Below are 19,918 nucleotides of genomic sequence, written 5' to 3' on the forward strand. Positions count from 1 at the left end.
CCAGTAGCTCTGCGGCCGAGGTTTCCTCCGCCGTTTCACGCGGCGGAGAAGGCTTGATGTGACGAATAGTGGCGGCACTGCCTGCATGTGCAGGCTGCGTGCCAAGGAGAATTCCAATGGTCGACCACGGCTATGTGCATAAACTGAAAGCCGGCAAGCCCGGCAGTCCGATCCTCTTTGTCCTCCACGGCACCGGAGGCGACGAGAACCAGTTTTTCACCTTCGGTTCGCAACTCTTGCCGGAGGCGACGATCGTGTCGCCGCGCGGCGACGTTTCGGAATATGGTGCGGCCCGCTTCTTCAGGCGCACCGGCGAGGGAGTGTATGATATGGCGGATCTCGCACGCGCCACCACGAAGCTGGCAAGCTTCGCCAAGGCGCTTGCCGCCGAGCATCAGGCCTCGGAAATCATCGGCCTCGGCTATTCCAACGGCGCCAATATCATTGCGAATGTCCTGATCGAAGAAGGCGTCTTCGACAAGGCCGTGCTGATGCACCCGCTGATCCCGTTCAACCCGAAAACCAATCCGAAGCTCGAGGGCCGGGGCATACTGATCACTGCCGGAGAGAGCGATCCGATCTGCCCGGCGCCACTGACGCAGTCGCTCGCCGATTATTTCAAGACCCAGAAGGCGGCGGTGACCGTCGAGTGGCACCCCGGTGGTCATGATATCCGGCAGAACGAGATAGCTGCGGTCGAGCAGTTCGTAAAACCTTGAAAGCCACACCGAATTGAACTAAGTCTACTAAACTAAGTTCAACCCGGTGGAGGCAGCGGTGGAAATCGTCAATATTCACGAGGCCAAGACCCAATTGTCGCGGCTGGTCGAAAAGGCGGCGAGGGGGGAGCCGTTCATCATCGCTAAGGCGGGAAAACCCTTGGTGAAGGTGGTGGCCCTCGATCAGCCTTCCGAGGCCGAAAGGCAGCGGCTCGGCTTTATGACCGGCCAGATCGTCGTGCCGGACGATTTCGATCGTATGGGTAGCGATGAGATTGAAAATCTCTTCGGCACCGGCGCATGAATATTCTGCTCGATACGCATATCCTTCTCTGGGTAGCCGGTGCTCCCGACCGGTTGCCGCAGGAAGCCCAAGCGCTCATCGAAAGTCGGGAAAACACCCTCTTTTTCAGTGCGGCGAGCCTTTGGGAAATCGCCATCAAGCGCGGCCTCGGGCGCGCCGATTTCGAGGCCGATCCTCGGCTGCTGCGCCGCGGCTTGTTGGACAACGGCTATGAGGAACTGCCCGTCAGCAGTGCCCACGCGGTAGAAATCGACCAACTCCCCCCAATCCACAAAGACCCCTTCGATCGTATTCTGATCGCCCAGTCGATCGTTGAGGGCGTGATGTTGCTGACCGCGGACGAGATCGTCGGCAAGTATCCCGGACCAATCCGGCTCGTCTGACCACGTCACTCCAGCCTGCTGCGGAACAGCCAGGCAGCGGCGGAAAGTGTTACGACGGCGATCAGGCAGAGCGGGAGGGTCTGATCAATGACCTCGGCGAGCGGGATATCCTTCAGGAACACCCCTTTCACGATCACCAGGAAATAACGCAGCGGGTTGATGAGCGTGATCGGTTGCAGCCAGGACGGCATGTTCTCGATCGGCGTTGCAAACCCCGACAAGAGCATGGCCGGAACCATGAACAGGAAGGCTCCGAGAATCGCCTGCTGCTGTGTCATCGACAGTGCCGAGATGAAAAGGCCGAGCCCGACAACGGAAGCGAGGTAGAAGATCGCGCTTCCGTAAAGCAGGAAGAGCGAGCCGCGCAACGGCACGCCGAAGATGAACACGGCCGCGAGAATATAGATCGTGATGTGAAAGAGCCCGATCATCATCGGCGGTATCAGCTTGCCTATGAGGATTTCGTGGGTGCGCAACGGCGAGACGATGAGCTGATCGAACGTCCCGAGCTCACGCTCGCGGGCGACCGATAGGGCGGTGACGATCAGCCCGATCAGAAGCGCGATGCTTGCCACTAGGTTCGGCACCATGAACCATTGGTAGGTGAGGTTGGGATTGAACCAGTTGCGCGCCTCGACCCGGATTACGTCGGACGCCGCGCGTTTTCCCGCGGGAGTTTCCGCGGCGAGCGTGCCGACGATCTGGCTCAGATAACCGGAAACGATCTGCGAGGCGTTGGAACGCCGCCCGTCGAGGATCACCTGAACTTCGGCCGGCCGTCCCGCCTCGATATCGCGGGAGAAGGTGGGGCCGATTTCAAGTGCGGCAAGCACACGCTGCGTATCGATGGCGAGCCGGACTTCCGCCGGGCTGTTTGCCCGCGTGATCGTTCGGAAGGTCGGCGATCCGCCGATCCGCTGGACGAGTTCTTGGCTCCAATGGCCCGTGTCGCGATCGAGCACCATCAGGTCGACGTTCTTCACCTCCAGCGTTGCCGCATAGGAAAAGACGAGCAGCTGGATGATCGGCGGACCGATCAGGATGGCGCGGCCCTTCGGGTCGCGCAGCACCGCCAGAAGCTCCTTGATGATCAGCGCCTTCAGTCGTGTCCACCACATTTAGCCGATCCTCTTTCTGGTGCTGCGTGCGGCAAGCGCGAAGAAGACGCTGCCGATCAGAAGCATGACCGCGATCGCGCGCGCGAACATCGGCCAGATATCGCCGGCCAGAAACACCGTCTGCAGACTGGGGATCAGGTAGCGTGCCGGCACGATGAAGGTGATCCACTGGATGACTGTCGGCATGGAATTGATCTCGAAGAGGAAGCCGGAAAGCAGGAAAGCCGGCAGGAACGCCGTTATCAACGCGAGCTGCGAGGCGAGGAATTGGTTCTTGGTGGCAGCCGAGATCAGCAACCCCTGGCCGAGCGCCGGCATGAGGAAGGTGGCGGAGAGAGCGTAGAGCGCCGCCACCGAGCCGCGGAACGGCACGCCGAACAGGAAGACGGCGAGCAGCACGCAGAGCGTCATCGAGGTGAGCCCGAGAACGAAATAGGGCAGGAGCTTGCCGGCAAGGAGCTCGGCGGCGGAGACCGGTGTCGCCATCATCGCCTCCATCGTGCCTCGCTCCCATTCCCGCGCGACGACCAGCGAAGTCAGCAGCGTGCCGACGAGTGTCATGACGATGGCGATTGATCCGGGAACAAGGAAATTGCGGCTTGTCAGTTCCGGGTTGAACCAGAAGCGTTGTTCGACAGCAATCGCCGGCGAGCGGCCCACGCCCTCGCTGAAACGCTGGCGCTCCCAGTTGGCGACGGTACCCTGGGCGTAGTTCTGAACGAAATTCGCCGTGTTCGGATCCGAGCCATCGACGATGACCTGGATCGCCGGATGGCGTCCCGCGGCGTGGTCGGCCGCAAAGCCGGCCGGAATCACCAGGATGCCGCGCACGCGGCCGAGCACGAGATCATCCTCGAATTCGCGGCGGTCGTGGCCGTTGACGACGGCGAAATAGCGCGATCCCTGAAAGCTTGCGGCGAGGTCGCGCGTCAGCGGCGTTGCTTCCTCGACCACCAGTCCGACGCGAGTCTGCGTCGTGTCGAGCGAAACGCCGTAGCCGAAGAGGAAGAGCAGGATCAGCGGCAGCACGAAGGCGATCAGAATGCTGCTCGGGTCGCGCACGATCTGATAGCTTTCCTTGCGTACGAGGGCGGTAAAGCGCCTTGCCCTGCCGCCACGCTCCTGAATGCCGTTACTCTTTCGGATCATGCCGCTTCCTCCGCCTCCGAGTCTCGGACGAGCGCGATGAAGGCGTCTTCCATCGTCGGGTCCTGGAGGTCCTTGTTGGCGACGCGCGCCTTCATCTCGTCCGGGGAGCCGAGCGCGATCGACCGGCCGCGATAAATCAGCGATATGCGGTCGCAATATTCCGCCTCGTCCATGAAGTGCGTGGTGACGAGAACGGTCACGCCTTTTTCCACGAGGCCGTTGATATGGGTCCAGAACTCGCGCCGGGTGATCGGATCGACGCCCGATGTCGGCTCGTCGAGAAAGAGCACCTCCGGCTCATGCAGCACGGCGCAGGCAAGCGCCAGGCGCTGCTTCAATCCGAGCGGCAGGTCCTTGGCCGACATGTCGTGGATCGGCCGGAAATCGAAGATCTCAGTCATCAACTCGATGCGCTCGCGGCGTTTCGCGCCGGAAAGCCCGTAGGCGCCCGCAAAGAATTTGAGGTTCTGGATAACGCTGAGATCGCCATAGAGCGAGAATTTCTGCGCCATGTAGCCGAGCCGGTTGCGTGCTTCGGCAGCATCGCGCCTTAGATCGAAGCCGGCGACCCTGCCTTCGCCAGCCGTCGGCTTCAGCAGGCCACACAACATCTTGAAGGTGGTGGATTTTCCGGCGCCGTTCGGACCCAGCAAGCCAAAAATCTGGCCACGCGGGATGTCGAAGGTGATGTTGTCGGCGGCGGTGAAGTCGCCGAAGCGCTTCGTCAGGCCGCGCGCCTCGATCACCGCCTTGCCCTCTTCTGCGGTAAAAGTCCTCTGCGTCTCCGCAAGCCGCGAGCGCCCGCCGGGGCCACCGCCAAGCATGTCGACAAAGGCATCCTCGAAGCGCGGCGGCGTTATGTCGGCACGCCAAGCCGTCGCGGCGCCGTTGCTGGCGAGCGACGGAGGCTCGAGACCCGCCTTCATCACGAGGCGGATCGCCTCGCCCTGAATCACACCGTCGACCACGCTTTCGTCGTCGAGAAGGCGCGCAAGCCTCTCGCGGCGGCGACCGTCGATGCCGCTTACCCGAAAGACGCGCTCCGCCACGCGGCTCGTCATGTCCTGCGGCGCGCCGGCGAAAAGCAGTCTGCCCTGATTGAGCAGGAAGACGTGGTCGCAGGCCTCCGCCTCTTCGAGATAGGCCGTCGACCAGACGACACCGATGCCTTCTGCTGTCAGGTTTTCGACCATCTTCCAGAGATCGCGCCGCGAAATCGGATCGACGCCGACGCCTGGCTCGTCGAGCAGCAGCAGGCGCGGCTTACGCAGGAGCGCGCAAGCGAGACCGAGCTTCTGCTTCATGCCGCCGGAGAGCTTTCCGGCAAGACGCGCCGTGAAGCGCCTGAGATCGGTAAATTCGAGAAGCTCGCCGAACGTAGCAGCGCGCTGGTCCCTGGGCAGGCCGCGCAGGTCGGCATAGAGGTCGAGATTTTCCTGAACCGAGAGGTCTTCGTAGAGGCCGAAGCGTTGTGGCATGTAGCCGATTGCCGCCTGGATGCTCGCCGGATCCGTACGCGTGTCGTAGCCAAGCACCTGGACAGTGCCGGCATCCGGCAGCATGAGCCCGGTCATCAGGCGGATCAGTGTCGTCTTGCCGGCGCCATCGGGGCCGACGAGGCCGGTGATCCGCCCGCCAGCGATCGTACCATCGATGGCGTCGAGCGCAGGCGCCGGAGCACCGAACCGCTTCGTGACACCTGTCAACTGGACGAAGGCGTCGGAGATGGCAGCGCCATCAGGGGCAGCGGCCGTCATGACATCGTCTCCCCGGCCGCCGGCAGATGAATGGTGACCGGCATGCCCTGGCGCAGGTCCGCACCGGGATTGGTGACCACAATCCTGAGCCGATAGACGAGATCCGTCCTGAGTTCAGGTGTTTCGACGGATTTCGGTGTAAATTCCGCAACGGGCGAGATGAAGCCGACGGTCGCATCATATGCCCTGTTGGGGGCGGTGTCCGAGGTCACCTTGACCTTCATACCCGGGTGAATGCGGCCAAGATCGGGTTCTGCGACATAGGCGCGGACCCAGACAGGTTCGGTCAGCGAGAGCACGTAGACATTGTCGGCCGGGGAAACGATGGCGCCGGTCTCGCGGACGCGCGAGAGGACGACGCCGGGGCTTGGCGCGACAAGCTCTGCGTCCTTGAGCGATGTGCGGGCACTTGCGAGCTTCGCCGTGGCCGCATTTACCTGTGCTTGCGCCGTGGCAATGTCCTCCACGCGGCTACCCTCTTCGAGCAGCGCCAAGGCCTCGCGCGCCGAGGTTGCGCGGGCTACCGCGGCGGCGCGCGTGGCGCTCGCCTGATCAAGCTCCGCCTGGGAGATCGCGCCGTTCGGCCGCAGTCGCCGCGCGCGCTCATAGGCGAGGTTGGCGTTTTCGAGCTCGGCGAGGCGCTCCTCATGGACGGCGCGTGCCTGTGCGATTTCCGTGGCGCGCGCGCCGGCCTTGAGCTTGGCGAGCGTGGCGCTCAGGGCCTCGACGTCCGCCTCGGCGGCGTCGACCGCCTGCTCGAACGGCTCGGCGTCGAGCCTGGCAATCACGTCGCCGGCCTTCACGGCGTCGCCCTCGTCGACGCGCAGCTCCGCGATGCGGCCGCTGACGCGGAAGCCGAGCGACACCTGTCGGATATCGACATTGCCGTAAAGAACCGCCTGGCGATTGTCCTCAGCCCAGCCGAACCGCGCCGGCAGGTCGAGCCACCAGCCCCCGGCCGCAAGGGCGGCGAGAAGGAGTGCGGGAACAGCTACTTTCTTCATGACGTGTAGTTCCTTTCAGCGCCGAGCACGGCGACGAGTTCGGCCGCGTGATGGCGCAGGACTTCGAGCTCGTTCGGCCCGGCAGTTTCCCATTCGAGCTGGGCATAGACGGCGGCATGGGCCATCCGAAAGACAAGGATGCTTCCGACGAAGGAAAGCGTCCTCAGCCGAATGTGTTCGGAGGCGGGGTCGTCGCCAAGAATGGTGCCGATCAGCCGTCGTGCCATCTCGATCATCGGCCGCATGATGCTGCCGTAGATGCGCCTAAAAGCCTCGGTCGGCTCCATCTGCTCGCGGATGATGAACCGCGCCCAGCTCTCCGATTGCTCGCTGACGAAGAGCACGATCATCCTCTGAACCATCTGGGTCAGAAAGGCGCGTGCCTCGACAGGAGACATTTCCTCTGCGCGGGCATCGAGTTCTGCGAAGCGCGTGAGAATGGCGGTGCGCAAATCGGCGACATGTCCGCCAATGATCGAGGCGAGGTGCTCCGCGGCGGCGATGTAGAGGCCTTCCTTGCCGCCAAAATAATAGGGAATGGCCTGCAGATTGACGCCCGCCTTATCGGCGAGCGTGCGGGTCGTCGCGCCATCGAAACCATAGCGTCCGAAGACGTCGATGGAGGCGTTGAGGAGCTTCTCCCGCGTGGCGTCGCCGCGGTCAGCGCGAGGTTGTGGATTGGGTTCGTTGTTCTTCATCATATGCCCAAATTAGATCATTCAGGTGATTAAGTCAATCGAATGAATTCGCGCAATATATGGGTATGAACAGAAGGGCTCACGGGTCGGATGTGGCCGTCTGGATCCCATCTGGATCAAAGGGAAATGGGAAGAAGAAGGCCGGCACACTGCCAGCTTCAAGCTGCCCAAAGGCTCAGGCGACGTTCCGCGATGCCTCGGCGCTGTCGAGCCGCCGCTGGAACAAGGCTCCGATGAGGTCGGACAGCGTCACGATGCCGAGCACGCGGTTGCCCGCATCGACCACCGGCATATGACGCAGGCCCGTCTCGGCCATCGATGGCACGAGCTTGGCGATCATGGTTTCCGGCAGAGCCGACTGGATACGTCGCGTCCGACGGTCGAGCCATTTTGCGAAACTGATCTTAAGCTGCGGCGGCGAAATCGATCGTGACCTTCGTCCCCTGATCGGGCGCGGTGTCGATCGCGATCTTTGCCTTATGCAACTCGCTGATCCGGTGAACGATCTTCAGGCCGAGACCGAGTTGGCCGGAGCGCTTGACGTAGCCGAGATCTTCATGATGCTCCGGCAAATTGACCAGCCCATTGCCATTGTCCTCGACTGAGACCAGTGGGCCGGGGCCGCAGGTCACCACGATGCGGGTGCCCGGCGGATTATGCTTTACGGCATTCTCGATCAGGTTGCGCAGCATGTTTTCGACGAGTGCGGGGATGACGGTGACCGGCGTCGTGCCGTGGTCGACGAATTCGATCGACTTTTCCTGATCGAACACGAACGGCGCCGTCATCTCCGTGACCTCGGCGCCGATCTGGGAGAGATTAGCACGCTGATAGGCGGAGGGATCGACCGCATCGGCCCGGGCAAGCGACGTCAGTTGCTCGAGGATATGCGTGAGCGCGTCGAGATCGCGTTCGGCATTGCGTGCACGCGGGTCGGCGATGCGGCTCAGTTCCATCTTTGCGATCGAGACGGGCGTGCGTATCTCGTGGGCGATCGAGGAGGAAAACACCTTTTGCGACTGGATGAGATCGGCGACACGGGCCAACAGTCGATTGACGGCGCTGACAAGACGTTCGATTTCCTGCGGCATGCGGGCTGCCGGCAGGCGCGCGCCGCTGTCGCGCGGGTCGATCGCATCAGCCGCCTTGGCAGCCACCGCCACCGGGCGCAGAGCGCTGCGTATAGACCAGATGGTTGCGCCGATGACGAGGCAGAACATCAGCGTCATCGGTACGATCATCGAATCGAACATTTCATGAAACAGGGCGCTGTACATGAAGCCGTTCGGGTCATTGAGAATTGCAAGCTCGACAAGAACCGGCACGCCTTCGCGCTCGAAGGAATGGCCTCCGGCGACGCTGAAGGGCTTGCCCGGCTCGATCAACCGTTTCCAGAAATTCGGTACATTGACGCTCAAGGGCAGAAAGTGCGCGGCGCATTCTGTCGTGCAATTGGAAAAGAGCGCCGAGCCGGAGGCTGTGCGCACCCGGACATAGATCGCGCCATCTCGGCCGTGGCGTTCCAGATAACGCTCGCGCAATTCATGATCGGGCTTGTAGGTCAGGACGCCGTCCCGGTTCACGATCCCCCTTGATAGGGTCTCGGTCTCCTGCTGCAGCATGAGCACGCTGAGCTTGTCGTCGTCGAACCAATAGTCGGCAAAGACGACGCCGATCTGCAGCACCATCGCGAGAAGCGAGAAGGCGATGATGCGGCGCGCGACGATACCGATCAGCGACGGTCTTCTTCTTTTCATGAACCCGTCCTGAGCAGGTAGCCAATTCCGCGTACGGTCTCGATCTGTACTCCGGTTGCGAGCGGCTGCAGCCGTTTGCGCACCCTGGAAACCGCAAGTTCCAGTGCGTTGGAACTGATCTCCTGCCCGTATTCCGAAAGCGCCGTCTCGAGCCTGCGCTTCGGAACGACGCGGCCGACCTCGCGCATCAGGATCTCCATCAGGGAGCGCTCGCGCGGAGGCAGCGGCACGAGGGCGCCGTCACAGGTAAGGTCGGCCGTCGCCGGATCGTAGCGCAAGGCACCGGCCTCCAATACCGGCTGTATTGCATGCGGGTTGCGCCTCAGCATGGCCCGGCAGCGCGAGAGCAATTCGCGATGATGGAAGGGTTTGACGAGATAATCGTCGGCGCCGGCGTCGAGCCCTATGATGCGTTCATCGACCGAACCTCGGGCGGTTATGATCAACACCGGAAGCCCGGGATGCTCACGCCGGATCCACTTCAGAAGGTCGAGACCGTCACCGTCCGGCAAACCGAGGTCGAGAAGCACGAGATCGTGTTCCTGCGCGGCGATTGCCGCCTCGGCATCGTGAAGTGTTGAGACCGCATCAAGTCGCCAGCCGGCATCGCGCATCGTCTCTCCCACGAGTTCAATCAGACGAGGGCTGTCTTCTACGAGAAGGAGGCGCATGGAGTTCCTGAAATCAAGCCTTGCTCAGGCCGGCGGCGATCGACCATATGCGGTTTTCCTCGAGGTGCCAACGTTCGACGGGGGCGGCAGAAGTACGCAAGTGGGGAGGTGAATGCCCCTGCAAAACAAACCGCTCAGGCTGTCAAATAGCTGTCCGATTGTTCAAAAAAATGCCGGCCCGTACCGCGGTACAATCCCGGCCATCTCCGACAGGACTTCGACAGCTTGCCCGCCGTACTGCCGAAGGACTTGAGACGTGGCGGCGATTCGGCTGCACGCCGCCAAGGACAGCCGGTGCGCGCTTCAGTAGCGCCCCGGCCTGTTCGTCCTTTTGGAGATGAGTGTTTTGACCTTTTCAAGAATTCGCCGGCCCGAGATCGGCAGCGTAGCCTTGAGCGCCATCGCCGCCGCTTATCTGCTTCTGGCGACCAACAATTCCTTCTGGGCCCATGCCGAGTGCTATTTCGGTACTTCGAAAGCGGGCCTGCTGTTATTCGGCGCGGCGCTCTTCCTGGCGCTGTTCTCCATACTGATCCCCCTGTCAGTCAAATATCTGATGAAGCCGGCACTGATCTTCCTCATCGTGGTATCGGCTTCCACTTCCTATTTCGCCGACGTATTCGGCGTCATTATCGATAGGGACATGATCGGCAACGCCGCCGTTACGACACCGGCCGAGGCCAGTCATCTCCTGACGGGCAGTCTTGCGCAACACCTGGTGGTCTATGCCCTGGTCCCCTCGCTCATCGTGGCGTGGGTCAAGATCCGTCATCGTCGCTTCCTGCCAAAGTTTATCGTCAATTTTCTTTTCGTGACCGTCGCGCTCTTTGCCGCTGGTGGCCTGATCTATTCCAACTTCGCCACGTTTGCCTATGTGCTGCGCGAGCACACGGATCTGATGAAAAGGTTCAATCCCACCGGGCCGCTTGTCGCGGCGGCACGCTACGGCCTGTCGACCTACCGGGAGCGCAATCTCGTTGTCCAACCACTCGGCACTGACGCACACCAAGGCGGTCGTATTGCACACGTCGGAAAGCCTGTGGTCGTTGTCGTTGTTGCCGGGGAGACGGCCCGGGCGATGAACTTCTCGCTCGACGGTTACGGCCGCGAGACCAATCCGGAACTCAAGGCGCTCGGCGTCGTCAACTACCCCAATACGACGAGCTGTGGCACGGCGACGGCAGTCTCGCTGCCCTGCATGTTTTCGGTCTACCCGCGTGCCGAATACAGCGACTGGAAGGCGCGCTCGACCGAGAACCTTGTCAACGTCCTCACCCACGCCGGTGTATCCGTGAGCTGGTGGGACAACAACACCGGCAGCAAAGGCATCGCCGATCTCATCAGCTTCGCCAGCATGACGAAACAGAAGAACAGCCCACTGTGCAGGAAGGGCGAGTGCCTCGATGAAATCTTCCTCGAGGAATTGGATCGCAAGCTCGGCGCCACGACCGGAAACAGCGTCATCGTCCTGCACCAGCTCGGCAGTCACGGACCGTCCTACTATCTACGCTATCCCGAGGCTTTCCGCCGCTTTACGCCCGACTGCCGCACGCCTGAACTGATGCGTTGCACCACCGCCGAGATCATCAATGCCTATGACAACACCATCCTCTACACCGATCACGTTCTCGCAAGCGTCGCAAAGCTCTTGGAAAAGCATCAGGATCGCCTTGCCGGTGCGATGATCTACATGTCGGATCACGGCGAGTCACTCGGCGAGAACGGCATCTATCTGCACGGCGCGCCCTATGCCATCGCGCCGAAGGAGCAGACCCAGGTGCCCTTCGTCGCCTGGTTCTCCAAACCGTACCAGGCGGCGATGGGGGTCGACACCGGCTGCCTCGCCAAGCAGAGCGATCAGCCGAGATCACACGACAATCTGTTCCACACGGTGCTCGGAATGATGGACGTCGAGACCAAGATCTACAACCGCGCGCTCGACACGTTCGCTTCGTGTACGCGGCCCGATAAGCGAAAAGCTAGGCCCGGATTTCACGCCGTGGACAGCCAATCGATTGCCGACCCGGCTTCGCGGGGTGCTCTGACGCATGGTTGAACGTCAGTCGCTGGGCGAAGCTGTCGGCCGGCCTGCAAATCTGATAGACTCGACGAATAAAGACGCCACCCGGGCGTTTGTAGCTGGCCGCTGGGCGCCTGATCCAGTTCATCGCGACCTTCGCGGCACATGCGCGGAAGGAGGGATCGATCGATGCAGTTCGTCGGGATTCAGGTCTATGCGGAGCGCGGCGGCAAGACGGGTTTCACGGTCGAATTCGTAGGCGCGACCGGAGAGATTGTTTCGGTTTCCTGCCCGCAGAACGCCGAAGGTACCCTCAACCGACTTAACGTCGTCGCACGGGCAAAGCAGATTCTTGCCGCGGCCATCGAAGCGGACGAGGCTCTTCCCGGCATCATCGGGACGAGACGGTCTCCATCGGTCCCGGAAGGTGCGCTTGCCAATGCGCGCCAGTCGCACGATCAGCATGCGATGGAAGAGCAACTGGAGGAGGGTCTCGAAGATACGTTTCCTGCAAGCGATCCCGTGTCGATCGTCAGTTCCGCGATCCCGAAGGGCTCCTCGCACGGTTGAAGGGCGTCACAGGACTTGAGAAGGCTGCCGTAACATTTTGAGTTTCCGTGCATTTTTTCAGAATTTGGATTCTCTTCGGGAAAAATATGCGCTAGAGCTTGTGCCCCACAACCGGCGCCACCACATTCGGCAGCCCCCATTACCAGCGACGGTCGACTCTCATCCAGCGGAGAACGCCGCGCCGGATGAGTGCAGGAGATCCAATGCATGAATGCCCGACGTCTTACCTTCGCGGTCGGTGACATTCACGGATGCCTGGCACAGCTCGAGGCCTTGCTGGCAAGTATCGAATCCGCCGTGCCGGGCGGCAGGATCATATTCCTCGGCGATCTGATCGACCGGGGACCAGAGAGCCGCGGTGTGGTCGAGCGGATAATGGCGGGGCCGACCAAGCCCGGCTGGGAATGGCTCACCCTTAAGGGCAATCATGAGGACATGCTGCTGGCCGCGCGACGAGGCCATGCCGAGATGAGCACGTGGCTCATGAACGGCGGCGACGAGACCATGGCATCCTATGGCGGGGCAATACCCTTGAGCCATCTCGTCTGGATGGCGGAGAGGCCGTCAATCATCGTTGATCAATATCGCATTTTTGCGCATGCCGGGGTCGACGAGAACATTCCGCTGGACCAGCAGGGAGACGACATCCTGCTTTGGATCAGAACGCCGCCGAACCATTCCGGCGACTACTGGGGCAAGCATCTGTGCCATGGCCATACGCCGAGCCGAAGCAATCCCAGGACAGTCGGCAACAGGACCAATGTCGATTCCGGAGCCGTTTTCGGCGGCGTGCTTTCGTGCGCCGTCTTCGACGATGACAAGCCGGGCGGCCCGATCGGCTTTCTCGTCGCCGAGAGCGTAGACGGCTAGGCGCGCACCACTGCGCCGCGCGTCTTATCAGACGGGGCAAAGGTCACTGTCGCACTTTGAACTGCTGCATGTTTTGTCCCTAAATCTGGTACGATTTAAGGAAACATGCAGTAGTCATTTCCACGTGAACGAGCATTGTACTGCAGCGGGCAAGGCGATACGTGTGCGCCTATCGCTCGTATCCATCATTTAAGGGGACTGGCTTGGATCATTTGAATTCATCGCTTTTCACAAAAAGATTTGCCGCCCTTTTGTTCGATATGGATGGGACGTTGCTCAACTCGATGGCCGTCATCGAAAGGGTGTGGGGAGCCTGGGCAATTCGCAACGGGGTCGATTGCGAAATTCTGATGAAGTCCATGCATGGCGTGCGCGCGGCCGATGTGATCCGCACACTGGGCCTCGCGGTCGACGCAGAACATGAGGCGCGCGAACTGGCCGCCGCGGAAATCGCGGACGTCGAGGGCATCGTCGAAATTCCCGGCGCGATCGCTTTTCTGAACTCCCTGCCACCAGAGAAATGGGCGATCGTCACCTCGGCGCCGCTCGAACTCGCCGTTCGCCGCCTTGCCGCCGCAGGGATACCGACACCGCGGCTGATGGTAACCGGTGAAGACGTCTCGGCCGGCAAACCCGACCCGCAAGGCTACCTTCTTGCGGCCGGAAGGCTCGGCGTCAGCGCAGAGGACTGCCTCGTATTCGAGGACGCTCCGGCCGGCATTCTTGCAGGAAGGGCCGCAGGGGCGGAGGTCGCGGTCATCACCGGCGCCCATGTAGCGGCCGCCGACACGCCTCATCTCACGCTCGCGCACTACGCGGACATCGAAGCCCGCCTCGGCGATGACGGGCGTATGTCTCTGCATCGGCGCTAACGAGCCACGTTGGTTTTCATAACGTACACAATGGCTTTGGACGCGCGGCCGCGGCGCACTCTGCCATCGCCTCGCAAGCGCTCAGGCCAGTCTATCGACGCCGACGCCGCGCGCCGTCTGCGTTCGGCAATATATTCTATAAATATTGTAGACATTAAATCGACTTTTCTTACCGCGACATTCGCCACCGGGCACAATCACAAACTGTGGCCATAGAGCCGGCGACCGGATGCGAGCGCTGAGAGGCGGACGAGATGGGAAAGACATTGATTGTTCCAGGACTTTTCGGCTCCGGCGAGGGGCATTGGCAACGTCACTGGCTCGCCGATCACCCGACCGCCGCCATCGTTGAACAGCAGGATTGGAACCGTCCGGCGTTTGCACGCTGGCGGGCGGCGCTGGAAGCGGAAATCGCAAGACATGAAACGGTCGATCTGGTGGGGCACAGCCTCGGCTCGGTTCTCGTGGCAACCTTGGCGGACAGGCCTCTTGCCAAACGCGTGAGAAGTGCCCTCCTGGTCGCGCCATGCGATCTTGAGTAAACGGAGCGGCTGCATCCCGGCGCAATCGACTTCAGGGTGATGCCACATCGGCTGCTGCCGTTCCCCAGTCTTGTCGTCGGCAGCCTCAACGATCCTTACATGCCGTTCGATCGCCTGAAGTCGCTTTCCGAAAAATGGGGCAGCCATCTCATCGATCTCGGCCACGCGGGCCACATCAACGTCGCGAGTGGTTTCGGCCGCTGGTCCCATGGCTACGAGCTGCTCAAGCTGTTGAACAGTACGAAAGGTCTTAAGCCCCAAGCCACTGCAACAATGAAAAGTGCGGAATCGCGTTCTGTCGTCGATGCCGACATCCGAAAGACGCTGCCTCACCCGCCTTCGAGCCGCACGGATGGCGAAAAATCTTCCAATCCACGATTGAACGCTCGAACGCTTGCAGACATTCCCCTCGCAATTCGTCCGGTCCTCGTTGACACGCCGCCAAACGCCCACTCGCTGCAAATGCCCGCGGGATGGTGATTCTTACGGCTGGCGGCGACTTCGACCTCATCACCGAACGCCGGCTCGTCCCGAGACGCGAAAGACGAGGTCCTGCCCGCTCGCGAGCCTGCCGTGTAACAGGCTCTCCGCACCCCACCAGCTCGATACGGTCGACGCGCACCGTCGCTTCGAAGGCGCGGACCTCCGCGTGATCCGCTACGACCGCCAGGTCTTCGGGCCTGGCTGTATTGAGAGAAGCAGACTCACCATACCGGGCTCATCTTGTTGGCTGCGTACGGGGGTGTTGTTAGCTGCGTACGGGGTGCCTTGACATCTCGTCATACCTGTATTCCAATATAAAGCATCATACAACATAATTATGGAATAATAAGAGAGGAACGGACATGAAGTCAGCTAAGCTTGCATTGCTTTTCGGCACGGCGCTCGTCGCGTCGGGGTCATTCGCCTTCGCGGAGCAGGAAGGGGGAGGAGTGATCAATGTTGCGACGGTTGGTGAGCCGCCGACACTCGATCCGATGGCCTCGACCGCCGATCTCGTCGGTATTGTCTCGCAGCACATCTTCGAAACACTCTATACGTTCGACAAGGACTGGAAGCCGACGCCGCTGCTTGCCGCCGGCATGCCGGACATCAGCGCCGACGGCAAGACCTACACGATCAAGCTGCGCTCGGGTGTCAAGTTCCACGACGGCACCGACCTGGATTCCAAGGACGTCGTCGCCTCGCTCGATCGCTGGATGAAGACGGCATCGCGCGGCAAGCAGACCGCAGCGACGATCGCCGGGGTCGAAGCGGTCGACCCGCTGACCGTCAAGATTTCGCTCAACGCGCCCTATGCGCCGCTCGTCTCGCTACTCGCTTTTAACAATTCGGCTGCGATCGTGCTTCCCTCGGAGAAGCAGGCCGAGCCGATGGTCGATTTCATCGGAACCGGCCCCTACAAGCTCAAGGAGCGCAAGGCCGACCAATATATCCAGCTCGAACGCTTTGACGGCTACGCTTCGCCCGAGGGTAAAGCCAACGGTTATGGCGGTGCACGTCATCAATATGCCGACGAGATCCGCTTCGTGCCCGTACCGGATCCGAACACGCGCATCGAGGCCGCCGTTTCCGGTCAGTACGACTATGTCGATTCGCTCCCGGTCGAATCCCTCGAACGCGTGAAGGGCTCCAGTGCTTCCGAGCCGGTGATGCTGCAACCCTTCGGCTGGCCGGTCTTCGTTTTGAACTCCGGCAACGGCATCACGAAGAACCAGGAGTTGCGCAAGGCGATCCGCGCGGCACTCAGCATGGAAGACATGATGGCGGCCGCCTTCGGGAGCACCGATTTCTACGCACTCGACGCCGCACTCTATCCGGCGCAATATTCCTGGCGCACCGATGCGGGAACCGACGGCAACTACAATATTGCCGACCCGGAAAAGGCAGCCGAGCTTCTGACGGCGGCGGGCTACCAGGGTGAGCCGCTTAGGATCCTGACAAGCCGGCAATACGAGTTCCATTACAAGATGGCGCAGGTTGCGGCGGAATATCTGAAACTCGCCGGCTTCACCGTGGACCTGCAGGTGGTCGACTGGGCGACGCTCACCCAACGCCGCGCCGATCCGACGCTCTGGGACATCTATATTACCCACAGCCCCTTCCTGCCGGAGCCGGCGCTCATCGGCATGATGTCAACTAAGGCGCCGGGCCAGTGGGACACACCGGCGCGCGCCAAGGCCGTCGATGCCTTCAACGCCGAATCCGACCCGGCCAAGCGTGTGACGCTCTGGGCGGACGTGCAGAAGGTGATTTACGAAGAAGTGCCCTTCATCAAGATCGGCGACTTCAATGCCTTGTCTGCGAAGTCGAAGACGCTGGATGGCGTCTCGCCGGCACCCTGGCCCTACTTCTGGAACGCTTCGATCAAGAAGTGAGGCTTGCACCTGAGCCCTCCGGCGAGCTTCACGCTCGCCGGAAGGTGCTGCGTGCCTGAGAGGAGTTCGAGGTCACCATGATACGCTACATCCTTCAGCGCCTTTTCGGCATGATCGTCGTCATGGCGCTTGTCGTCACGATCGTGTTCGTCATCGTGCGCGTGACGCCGGGCGACCCGGCCGCCGTGATGCTCGGGCCGGAAGCCACCCAGGAAGACATTGCCGCGCTGCGCAGCCGCCTCGGCCTCGACCGGTCGCTGGCCCTGCAATATGTCTATTACATAGGCCAACTCCTCCAGGGTGATCTCGGCCAGTCGATCTTTCTCAACCAGCCGGTGACGTCGGCGCTCGCCCAACGGGCCGAGCCGACTTTCTTCCTCACGCTGTTCTCGATCCTGATCGCGAGCGCCATCGCGCTGCCGATCGGCATTTATGCCGCCTATCGGCGCGGCTCGCTCGTGGACCAGGCGGCGACGACGCTGGCTATGCTTGCCGCAAGCGTGCCGAGCTTCTGGCTCGGTCTCATCCTCATCCAGGTCCTCGCCGTGCGGCTCGGCTGGTTCCCGGTCTCGGGCTATGGCGGACCCGGCTCCTCGTTCCTGGAGCGCATGTATCACCTGACACTGCCGGCGATCGCGCTCGGCGTCGTCTCCTCGGCACTCATTCTGCGCTTCACCCGCGCCTCGATGCTCGACGTGCTCGGCGACGATTTCATCCGCACCGCCCGTGCCAAGGGCCTTGGCGAACGGCGCGTGGTGATGAAGCACGCGCTGAAGAACGCGCTGATACCGATCCTCACCATCGTCGGGCTCACTGCAGCGGTACTGATCTCCGGCGCCGTCGTCACCGAGACCGTCTTCGGCCTGCCGGGCGTCGGCAATCTCGTCGTCTCCGCGGTGCTGCGGCGCGACTATCCGGTGATCCAGGGCGCGCTGCTGGTGATCGCTGCACTCTACGTGCTCATCAATTTTGTGATCGACATGCTCTATCTCCTCGTCGACCCAAGGGTGCGCTACTGATGTCTGCCACCGTATCAAACCCCGTACCGAGCGAAGGCCGGAAATTCCTGCGGCGCCTCTTCAGGCGCAAGACAGTCGCCTTCGGGCTTGTCGTTCTCACGGTCTTCGTGCTGCTCGCCATCGTCGCGCCGATCGTCGCGCCTTATGCCCCCGGCAAGCTCTCGATCGTCAACCGACTGTCGCCGCCAAGCCTGCAGTGGTTCTTCGGCACGGACGAGTTCGGCCGCGACGTGTTCTCGCGCACGATCTATGCCGGTCGGCTTTCGCTTCTCGTCGGCGCCGCCGTGGTGGCGCTTGCAGCCGTGATCGGCGTGGTCATGGGGCTCATCGCCGGCTTTTTCCCCCGGCTCGACACGCCGATCGCCCGGCTGATCGACGCCATGATGGCCTTTCCGGACATCCTGCTCGCGATCGCGCTCGTCGCCGCTCTCGGCCCGTCGCTGACGACTGTGATTGTCGCCTTGAGTGTCGTCTATGCACCGAGGCTCGCGCGTGTGGTGCGCGCTTCCACGCTGGTGATACGCGAACTGCCCTATATCGAAGCGGCTCGCGCGCTCGGCATCTCGACGCCGCACATCATGACGCGGCACGTGCTGCGCAATCTTGTCTCGCCGATCCTTGTGCAGGGCACTTTCCTCTTCGCCCACGCCATGCTCGCCGAAGCCGGACTCTCTTTCCTTGGCGTCGGCGTCAGCCCTGAAATCCCGACCTGGGGCACGATGATTGCCGCGGGCCGTCAATATATCGGACAGGCCGACTGGGTGACGCTGTTTCCCGGCATCGCCATCGTGCTCTCGGTCCTGTCCCTCCAGATGGTGGGCGATGGTCTGCGTGACCTGCTCGACCCCCGCCTCAGAAAGGACCTCTGATCCATGCCAAACGGTACCGCTGAGCCCATTCTCATCAGCAATGTCAAACCCATCGCCTTCGCCGCGCCGGCGCCCGCCGAAACGATCGACATCCTCGTCGGCGCCGATGGGAAGATCGCCGCTGTCGGAAAAGGCCTTTCCGTCCCGGAAGGCGCGCGCCGTATCGACGGCAAGGGCGCCTGGATCTCGCCCGGCTGGATCGACCTCCATGCCCATATCTGGCACGGCGGCACCGACATTTCCGTGCGCCCTGAGGTCTGCGGCCTGGAGCGCGGCGTCACGACGATCGTCGATGCCGGCTCGGCGGGTGAGGCGAACTTCCACGGCTTCCGCGAATACATCATCGAGCCGTCGCGCGAGCGCATCAAGGCGTTCCTCAATCTGGGCTCCATTGGTCTCGTCGCCTGCAACCGCGTGAGCGAGCTCAGCGACATCCGCTCGATCGACATCGACCGCATCATCACCTGCTACGAGGCGAACCGCGAGCACATCGTCGGGCTCAAGGTTCGCGCGAGCCACGTCATCACCGGCTCCTGGGGCGTGACACCGGTCAAGCTCGGCAAGAAGATCGCCAAGATCCTGAAGGTCCCGATGATGGTGCATGTCGGCGAGCCGCCGGCGCTTTACGACGAAGTGCTCGAAATCCTCGGACCTGGTGACATCGTCACGCACTGCTTCAACGGCAAGGCCGGCAGCAGCATCATCGAGGACGAGGATCTGTTTGCGCTCGCCGAACGCTGCGCCGGTGAAGGCATCCGCCTCGACATCGGCCACGGCGGCGCCTCGTTCTCCTTCCGGGTTGCCGAGGTCGCAATCGCGCGCGGCCTCATGCCCTTCTCGATCTCCACCGACGTGCATCTGCGCAGCATGAACCAGTCGGTGTGGGACCTTGGCACGACTATGTCGAAGCTCCTGAGCGTCGGCATGCCCTTCGAAAAGGTCGTCGAGGCGGTGACCCATGCGCCGGCCTCGGTCATCCGCCTGCCAATGGACGACCTGCTGGGGGTCGGCGCCCGCGCGGACTTCACCATTTTCGACCTGGTCGATTCCGATCTGAAGGTCTTCGACTCGCTCGGCGCCGAGGCCCATCTCAGCCGCCTTTTCGAACCGCGCTTTGCCGTGATCGGCAGCCACATGGTCGCGGCCAACCGCTATCAGCCGCAGCATGCCGAATGCCCCGACCATAGCCACGGCTTCAGCTACCGTTGAAGCAGACAG

The 19,918-nt window shown here is 62.0% G+C and carries 19 protein-coding genes and 1 pseudogene; 12 read left to right on the forward strand and 8 right to left on the reverse strand.

Annotation, left to right across the window (positions count from 1 at the left end; all coding sequences use genetic code 11):
* Positions 1-116 precede the first annotated feature (116 nt).
* Genes PZN02_RS20335 through PZN02_RS20345 form a run of 3 tightly spaced genes read left to right on the forward strand, consistent with a single transcriptional unit; the run spans position 117 to position 1,406 of the window.
* Complete coding sequence (locus PZN02_RS20335; RefSeq protein WP_280662487.1) at positions 117-719, forward strand: alpha/beta hydrolase; 603 nt, start codon at positions 117-119, stop codon at positions 717-719.
* A gap of 58 nt (positions 720-777) precedes the next feature.
* A complete protein-coding gene (locus PZN02_RS20340; RefSeq protein ID WP_280662488.1) occupies positions 778-1,023 on the forward strand; it encodes a type II toxin-antitoxin system Phd/YefM family antitoxin in 246 nt (81 codons plus the stop codon).
* On the forward strand, positions 1,020-1,406 hold the full coding sequence (locus PZN02_RS20345; protein ID WP_280662489.1) for a type II toxin-antitoxin system VapC family toxin: 387 nt from the start codon (positions 1,020-1,022) through the stop codon (positions 1,404-1,406). Before PZN02_RS20340 ends, PZN02_RS20345 begins: the two co-directional genes overlap by 4 nt.
* A gap of 5 nt (positions 1,407-1,411) precedes the next feature.
* On the opposite strand, the gene PZN02_RS20350 is transcribed toward PZN02_RS20345, so the two are convergent.
* The 8 genes from PZN02_RS20350 to PZN02_RS20385 form a co-directional block, all read right to left on the reverse strand.
* Positions 1,412-2,524, reverse strand: a complete 1,113-nt coding sequence (locus PZN02_RS20350) for an ABC transporter permease (protein ID WP_280662490.1) — start codon at positions 2,522-2,524, stop codon at positions 1,412-1,414.
* The gene (locus PZN02_RS20355; protein ID WP_280662491.1) at positions 2,525-3,673 is read right to left on the reverse strand and encodes an ABC transporter permease; all 1,149 of its coding nucleotides are present in this window, start codon (positions 3,671-3,673) and stop codon (positions 2,525-2,527) included. It lies immediately after the preceding gene.
* On the reverse strand, positions 3,670-5,430 hold the full coding sequence (locus PZN02_RS20360) for an ATP-binding cassette domain-containing protein (protein ID WP_280662492.1): 1,761 nt from the start codon (positions 5,428-5,430) through the stop codon (positions 3,670-3,672). The genes PZN02_RS20355 and PZN02_RS20360 overlap by 4 nt, the downstream gene beginning before the upstream one ends.
* A complete protein-coding gene (hlyD, locus tag PZN02_RS20365) occupies positions 5,427-6,434 on the reverse strand; it encodes a secretion protein HlyD (protein WP_280662493.1) in 1,008 nt (335 codons plus the stop codon). The genes PZN02_RS20360 and hlyD overlap by 4 nt, the downstream gene beginning before the upstream one ends.
* Entirely contained in the window at positions 6,431-7,135 is a 705-nt protein-coding gene (locus tag PZN02_RS20370; protein WP_280662494.1) for a CerR family C-terminal domain-containing protein, read from the reverse strand. The genes hlyD and PZN02_RS20370 overlap by 4 nt, the downstream gene beginning before the upstream one ends.
* A 172-nt stretch (positions 7,136-7,307) precedes the next feature.
* The gene (locus PZN02_RS32250; protein ID WP_425336333.1) at positions 7,308-7,472 is read right to left on the reverse strand and encodes a CBS domain-containing protein; all 165 of its coding nucleotides are present in this window, start codon (positions 7,470-7,472) and stop codon (positions 7,308-7,310) included.
* A 64-nt stretch (positions 7,473-7,536) separates the two neighbouring features.
* Positions 7,537-8,889, reverse strand: a complete 1,353-nt coding sequence (locus PZN02_RS20380; RefSeq protein WP_280662495.1) for a sensor histidine kinase — start codon at positions 8,887-8,889, stop codon at positions 7,537-7,539.
* Positions 8,886-9,560 carry a response regulator gene (locus PZN02_RS20385; RefSeq protein ID WP_280662496.1) on the reverse strand — a complete coding sequence of 225 codons (675 nt, stop codon included), beginning with the start codon at positions 9,558-9,560 and terminating at the stop codon, positions 8,886-8,888. Before PZN02_RS20385 ends, PZN02_RS20380 begins: the two co-directional genes overlap by 4 nt.
* Before the next feature lie 346 nt (positions 9,561-9,906).
* On the opposite strand from PZN02_RS20385, the gene PZN02_RS20390 reads away from it, so the two are divergent.
* The 9 genes and pseudogenes from PZN02_RS20390 (at position 9,907) to PZN02_RS20430 (ending at position 19,909) form a co-directional block, all read left to right on the forward strand.
* The gene (locus tag PZN02_RS20390; RefSeq protein WP_280662497.1) at positions 9,907-11,616 is read left to right on the forward strand and encodes a phosphoethanolamine transferase; all 1,710 of its coding nucleotides are present in this window, start codon (positions 9,907-9,909) and stop codon (positions 11,614-11,616) included.
* Positions 11,617-11,769: 153 nt separating this feature from the next.
* Entirely contained in the window at positions 11,770-12,150 is a 381-nt protein-coding gene (locus PZN02_RS20395) for a hypothetical protein (RefSeq protein WP_280662498.1), read from the forward strand.
* A 207-nt stretch (positions 12,151-12,357) separates the two neighbouring features.
* On the forward strand, positions 12,358-13,020 hold the full coding sequence (locus tag PZN02_RS20400) for a metallophosphoesterase family protein (RefSeq protein WP_280662499.1): 663 nt from the start codon (positions 12,358-12,360) through the stop codon (positions 13,018-13,020).
* A gap of 260 nt (positions 13,021-13,280) precedes the next feature.
* On the forward strand, positions 13,281-13,892 hold the full coding sequence (locus tag PZN02_RS20405; RefSeq protein ID WP_425336370.1) for an HAD-IA family hydrolase: 612 nt from the start codon (positions 13,281-13,283) through the stop codon (positions 13,890-13,892).
* A gap of 254 nt (positions 13,893-14,146) precedes the next feature.
* A pseudogene (locus PZN02_RS20410) lies at positions 14,147-14,710 on the forward strand (RBBP9/YdeN family alpha/beta hydrolase); the annotation flags it as partial.
* A gap of 569 nt (positions 14,711-15,279) precedes the next feature.
* Positions 15,280-16,812 carry an ABC transporter substrate-binding protein gene (locus tag PZN02_RS20415; protein ID WP_280662501.1) on the forward strand — a complete coding sequence of 511 codons (1,533 nt, stop codon included), beginning with the start codon at positions 15,280-15,282 and terminating at the stop codon, positions 16,810-16,812.
* Positions 16,813-16,889: 77 nt separating this feature from the next.
* A complete protein-coding gene (locus tag PZN02_RS20420) occupies positions 16,890-17,831 on the forward strand; it encodes an ABC transporter permease (protein ID WP_280662502.1) in 942 nt (313 codons plus the stop codon).
* Complete coding sequence (locus tag PZN02_RS20425) at positions 17,831-18,700, forward strand: ABC transporter permease (RefSeq protein ID WP_280662503.1); 870 nt, start codon at positions 17,831-17,833, stop codon at positions 18,698-18,700. Before PZN02_RS20420 ends, PZN02_RS20425 begins: the two co-directional genes overlap by 1 nt.
* 3 nt (positions 18,701-18,703) lie before the next feature.
* Entirely contained in the window at positions 18,704-19,909 is a 1,206-nt protein-coding gene (locus PZN02_RS20430; protein ID WP_280662504.1) for an amidohydrolase/deacetylase family metallohydrolase, read from the forward strand.
* Positions 19,910-19,918 lie beyond the last annotated feature (9 nt).

It is taken from the genome of Sinorhizobium garamanticum (assembly GCF_029892065.1).
Taxonomy (GTDB): domain Bacteria; phylum Pseudomonadota; class Alphaproteobacteria; order Rhizobiales; family Rhizobiaceae; genus Sinorhizobium; species Sinorhizobium garamanticum.

What these genes read in the sequence shown, in the direction of transcription:
- PZN02_RS20370 (WP_280662494.1), bottom strand. Translation starts at nt 7,135, where the DNA reads ATGATGAAGAACAACGAACCCAATCCACAACCTCGCGCTGACCGCGGC.
- PZN02_RS20420 (WP_280662502.1), top strand. Translation starts at nt 16,890, where the DNA reads ATGATACGCTACATCCTTCAGCGCCTTTTCGGCATGATCGTCGTCATG.
- PZN02_RS20400 (WP_280662499.1), top strand. Translation starts at nt 12,358, where the DNA reads ATGAATGCCCGACGTCTTACCTTCGCGGTCGGTGACATTCACGGATGC.
- PZN02_RS20405 (WP_425336370.1), top strand. Translation starts at nt 13,281, where the DNA reads ATGGATGGGACGTTGCTCAACTCGATGGCCGTCATCGAAAGGGTGTGG.
- PZN02_RS20385 (WP_280662496.1), bottom strand. Translation starts at nt 9,560, where the DNA reads ATGCGCCTCCTTCTCGTAGAAGACAGCCCTCGTCTGATTGAACTCGTG.
- PZN02_RS20350 (WP_280662490.1), bottom strand. Translation starts at nt 2,524, where the DNA reads ATGTGGTGGACACGACTGAAGGCGCTGATCATCAAGGAGCTTCTGGCG.
- PZN02_RS20425 (WP_280662503.1), top strand. Translation starts at nt 17,831, where the DNA reads ATGTCTGCCACCGTATCAAACCCCGTACCGAGCGAAGGCCGGAAATTC.
- PZN02_RS20430 (WP_280662504.1), top strand. Translation starts at nt 18,704, where the DNA reads ATGCCAAACGGTACCGCTGAGCCCATTCTCATCAGCAATGTCAAACCC.
- PZN02_RS32250 (WP_425336333.1), bottom strand. Translation starts at nt 7,472, where the DNA reads ATGATCGCCAAGCTCGTGCCATCGATGGCCGAGACGGGCCTGCGTCAT.
- hlyD (WP_280662493.1), bottom strand. Translation starts at nt 6,434, where the DNA reads ATGAAGAAAGTAGCTGTTCCCGCACTCCTTCTCGCCGCCCTTGCGGCC.
- PZN02_RS20415 (WP_280662501.1), top strand. Translation starts at nt 15,280, where the DNA reads ATGAAGTCAGCTAAGCTTGCATTGCTTTTCGGCACGGCGCTCGTCGCG.
- PZN02_RS20360 (WP_280662492.1), bottom strand. Translation starts at nt 5,430, where the DNA reads ATGACGGCCGCTGCCCCTGATGGCGCTGCCATCTCCGACGCCTTCGTC.
- PZN02_RS20395 (WP_280662498.1), top strand. Translation starts at nt 11,770, where the DNA reads ATGCAGTTCGTCGGGATTCAGGTCTATGCGGAGCGCGGCGGCAAGACG.
- PZN02_RS20345 (WP_280662489.1), top strand. Translation starts at nt 1,020, where the DNA reads ATGAATATTCTGCTCGATACGCATATCCTTCTCTGGGTAGCCGGTGCT.
- PZN02_RS20380 (WP_280662495.1), bottom strand. Translation starts at nt 8,889, where the DNA reads ATGAAAAGAAGAAGACCGTCGCTGATCGGTATCGTCGCGCGCCGCATC.
- PZN02_RS20335 (WP_280662487.1), top strand. Translation starts at nt 117, where the DNA reads ATGGTCGACCACGGCTATGTGCATAAACTGAAAGCCGGCAAGCCCGGC.
- PZN02_RS20355 (WP_280662491.1), bottom strand. Translation starts at nt 3,673, where the DNA reads ATGATCCGAAAGAGTAACGGCATTCAGGAGCGTGGCGGCAGGGCAAGG.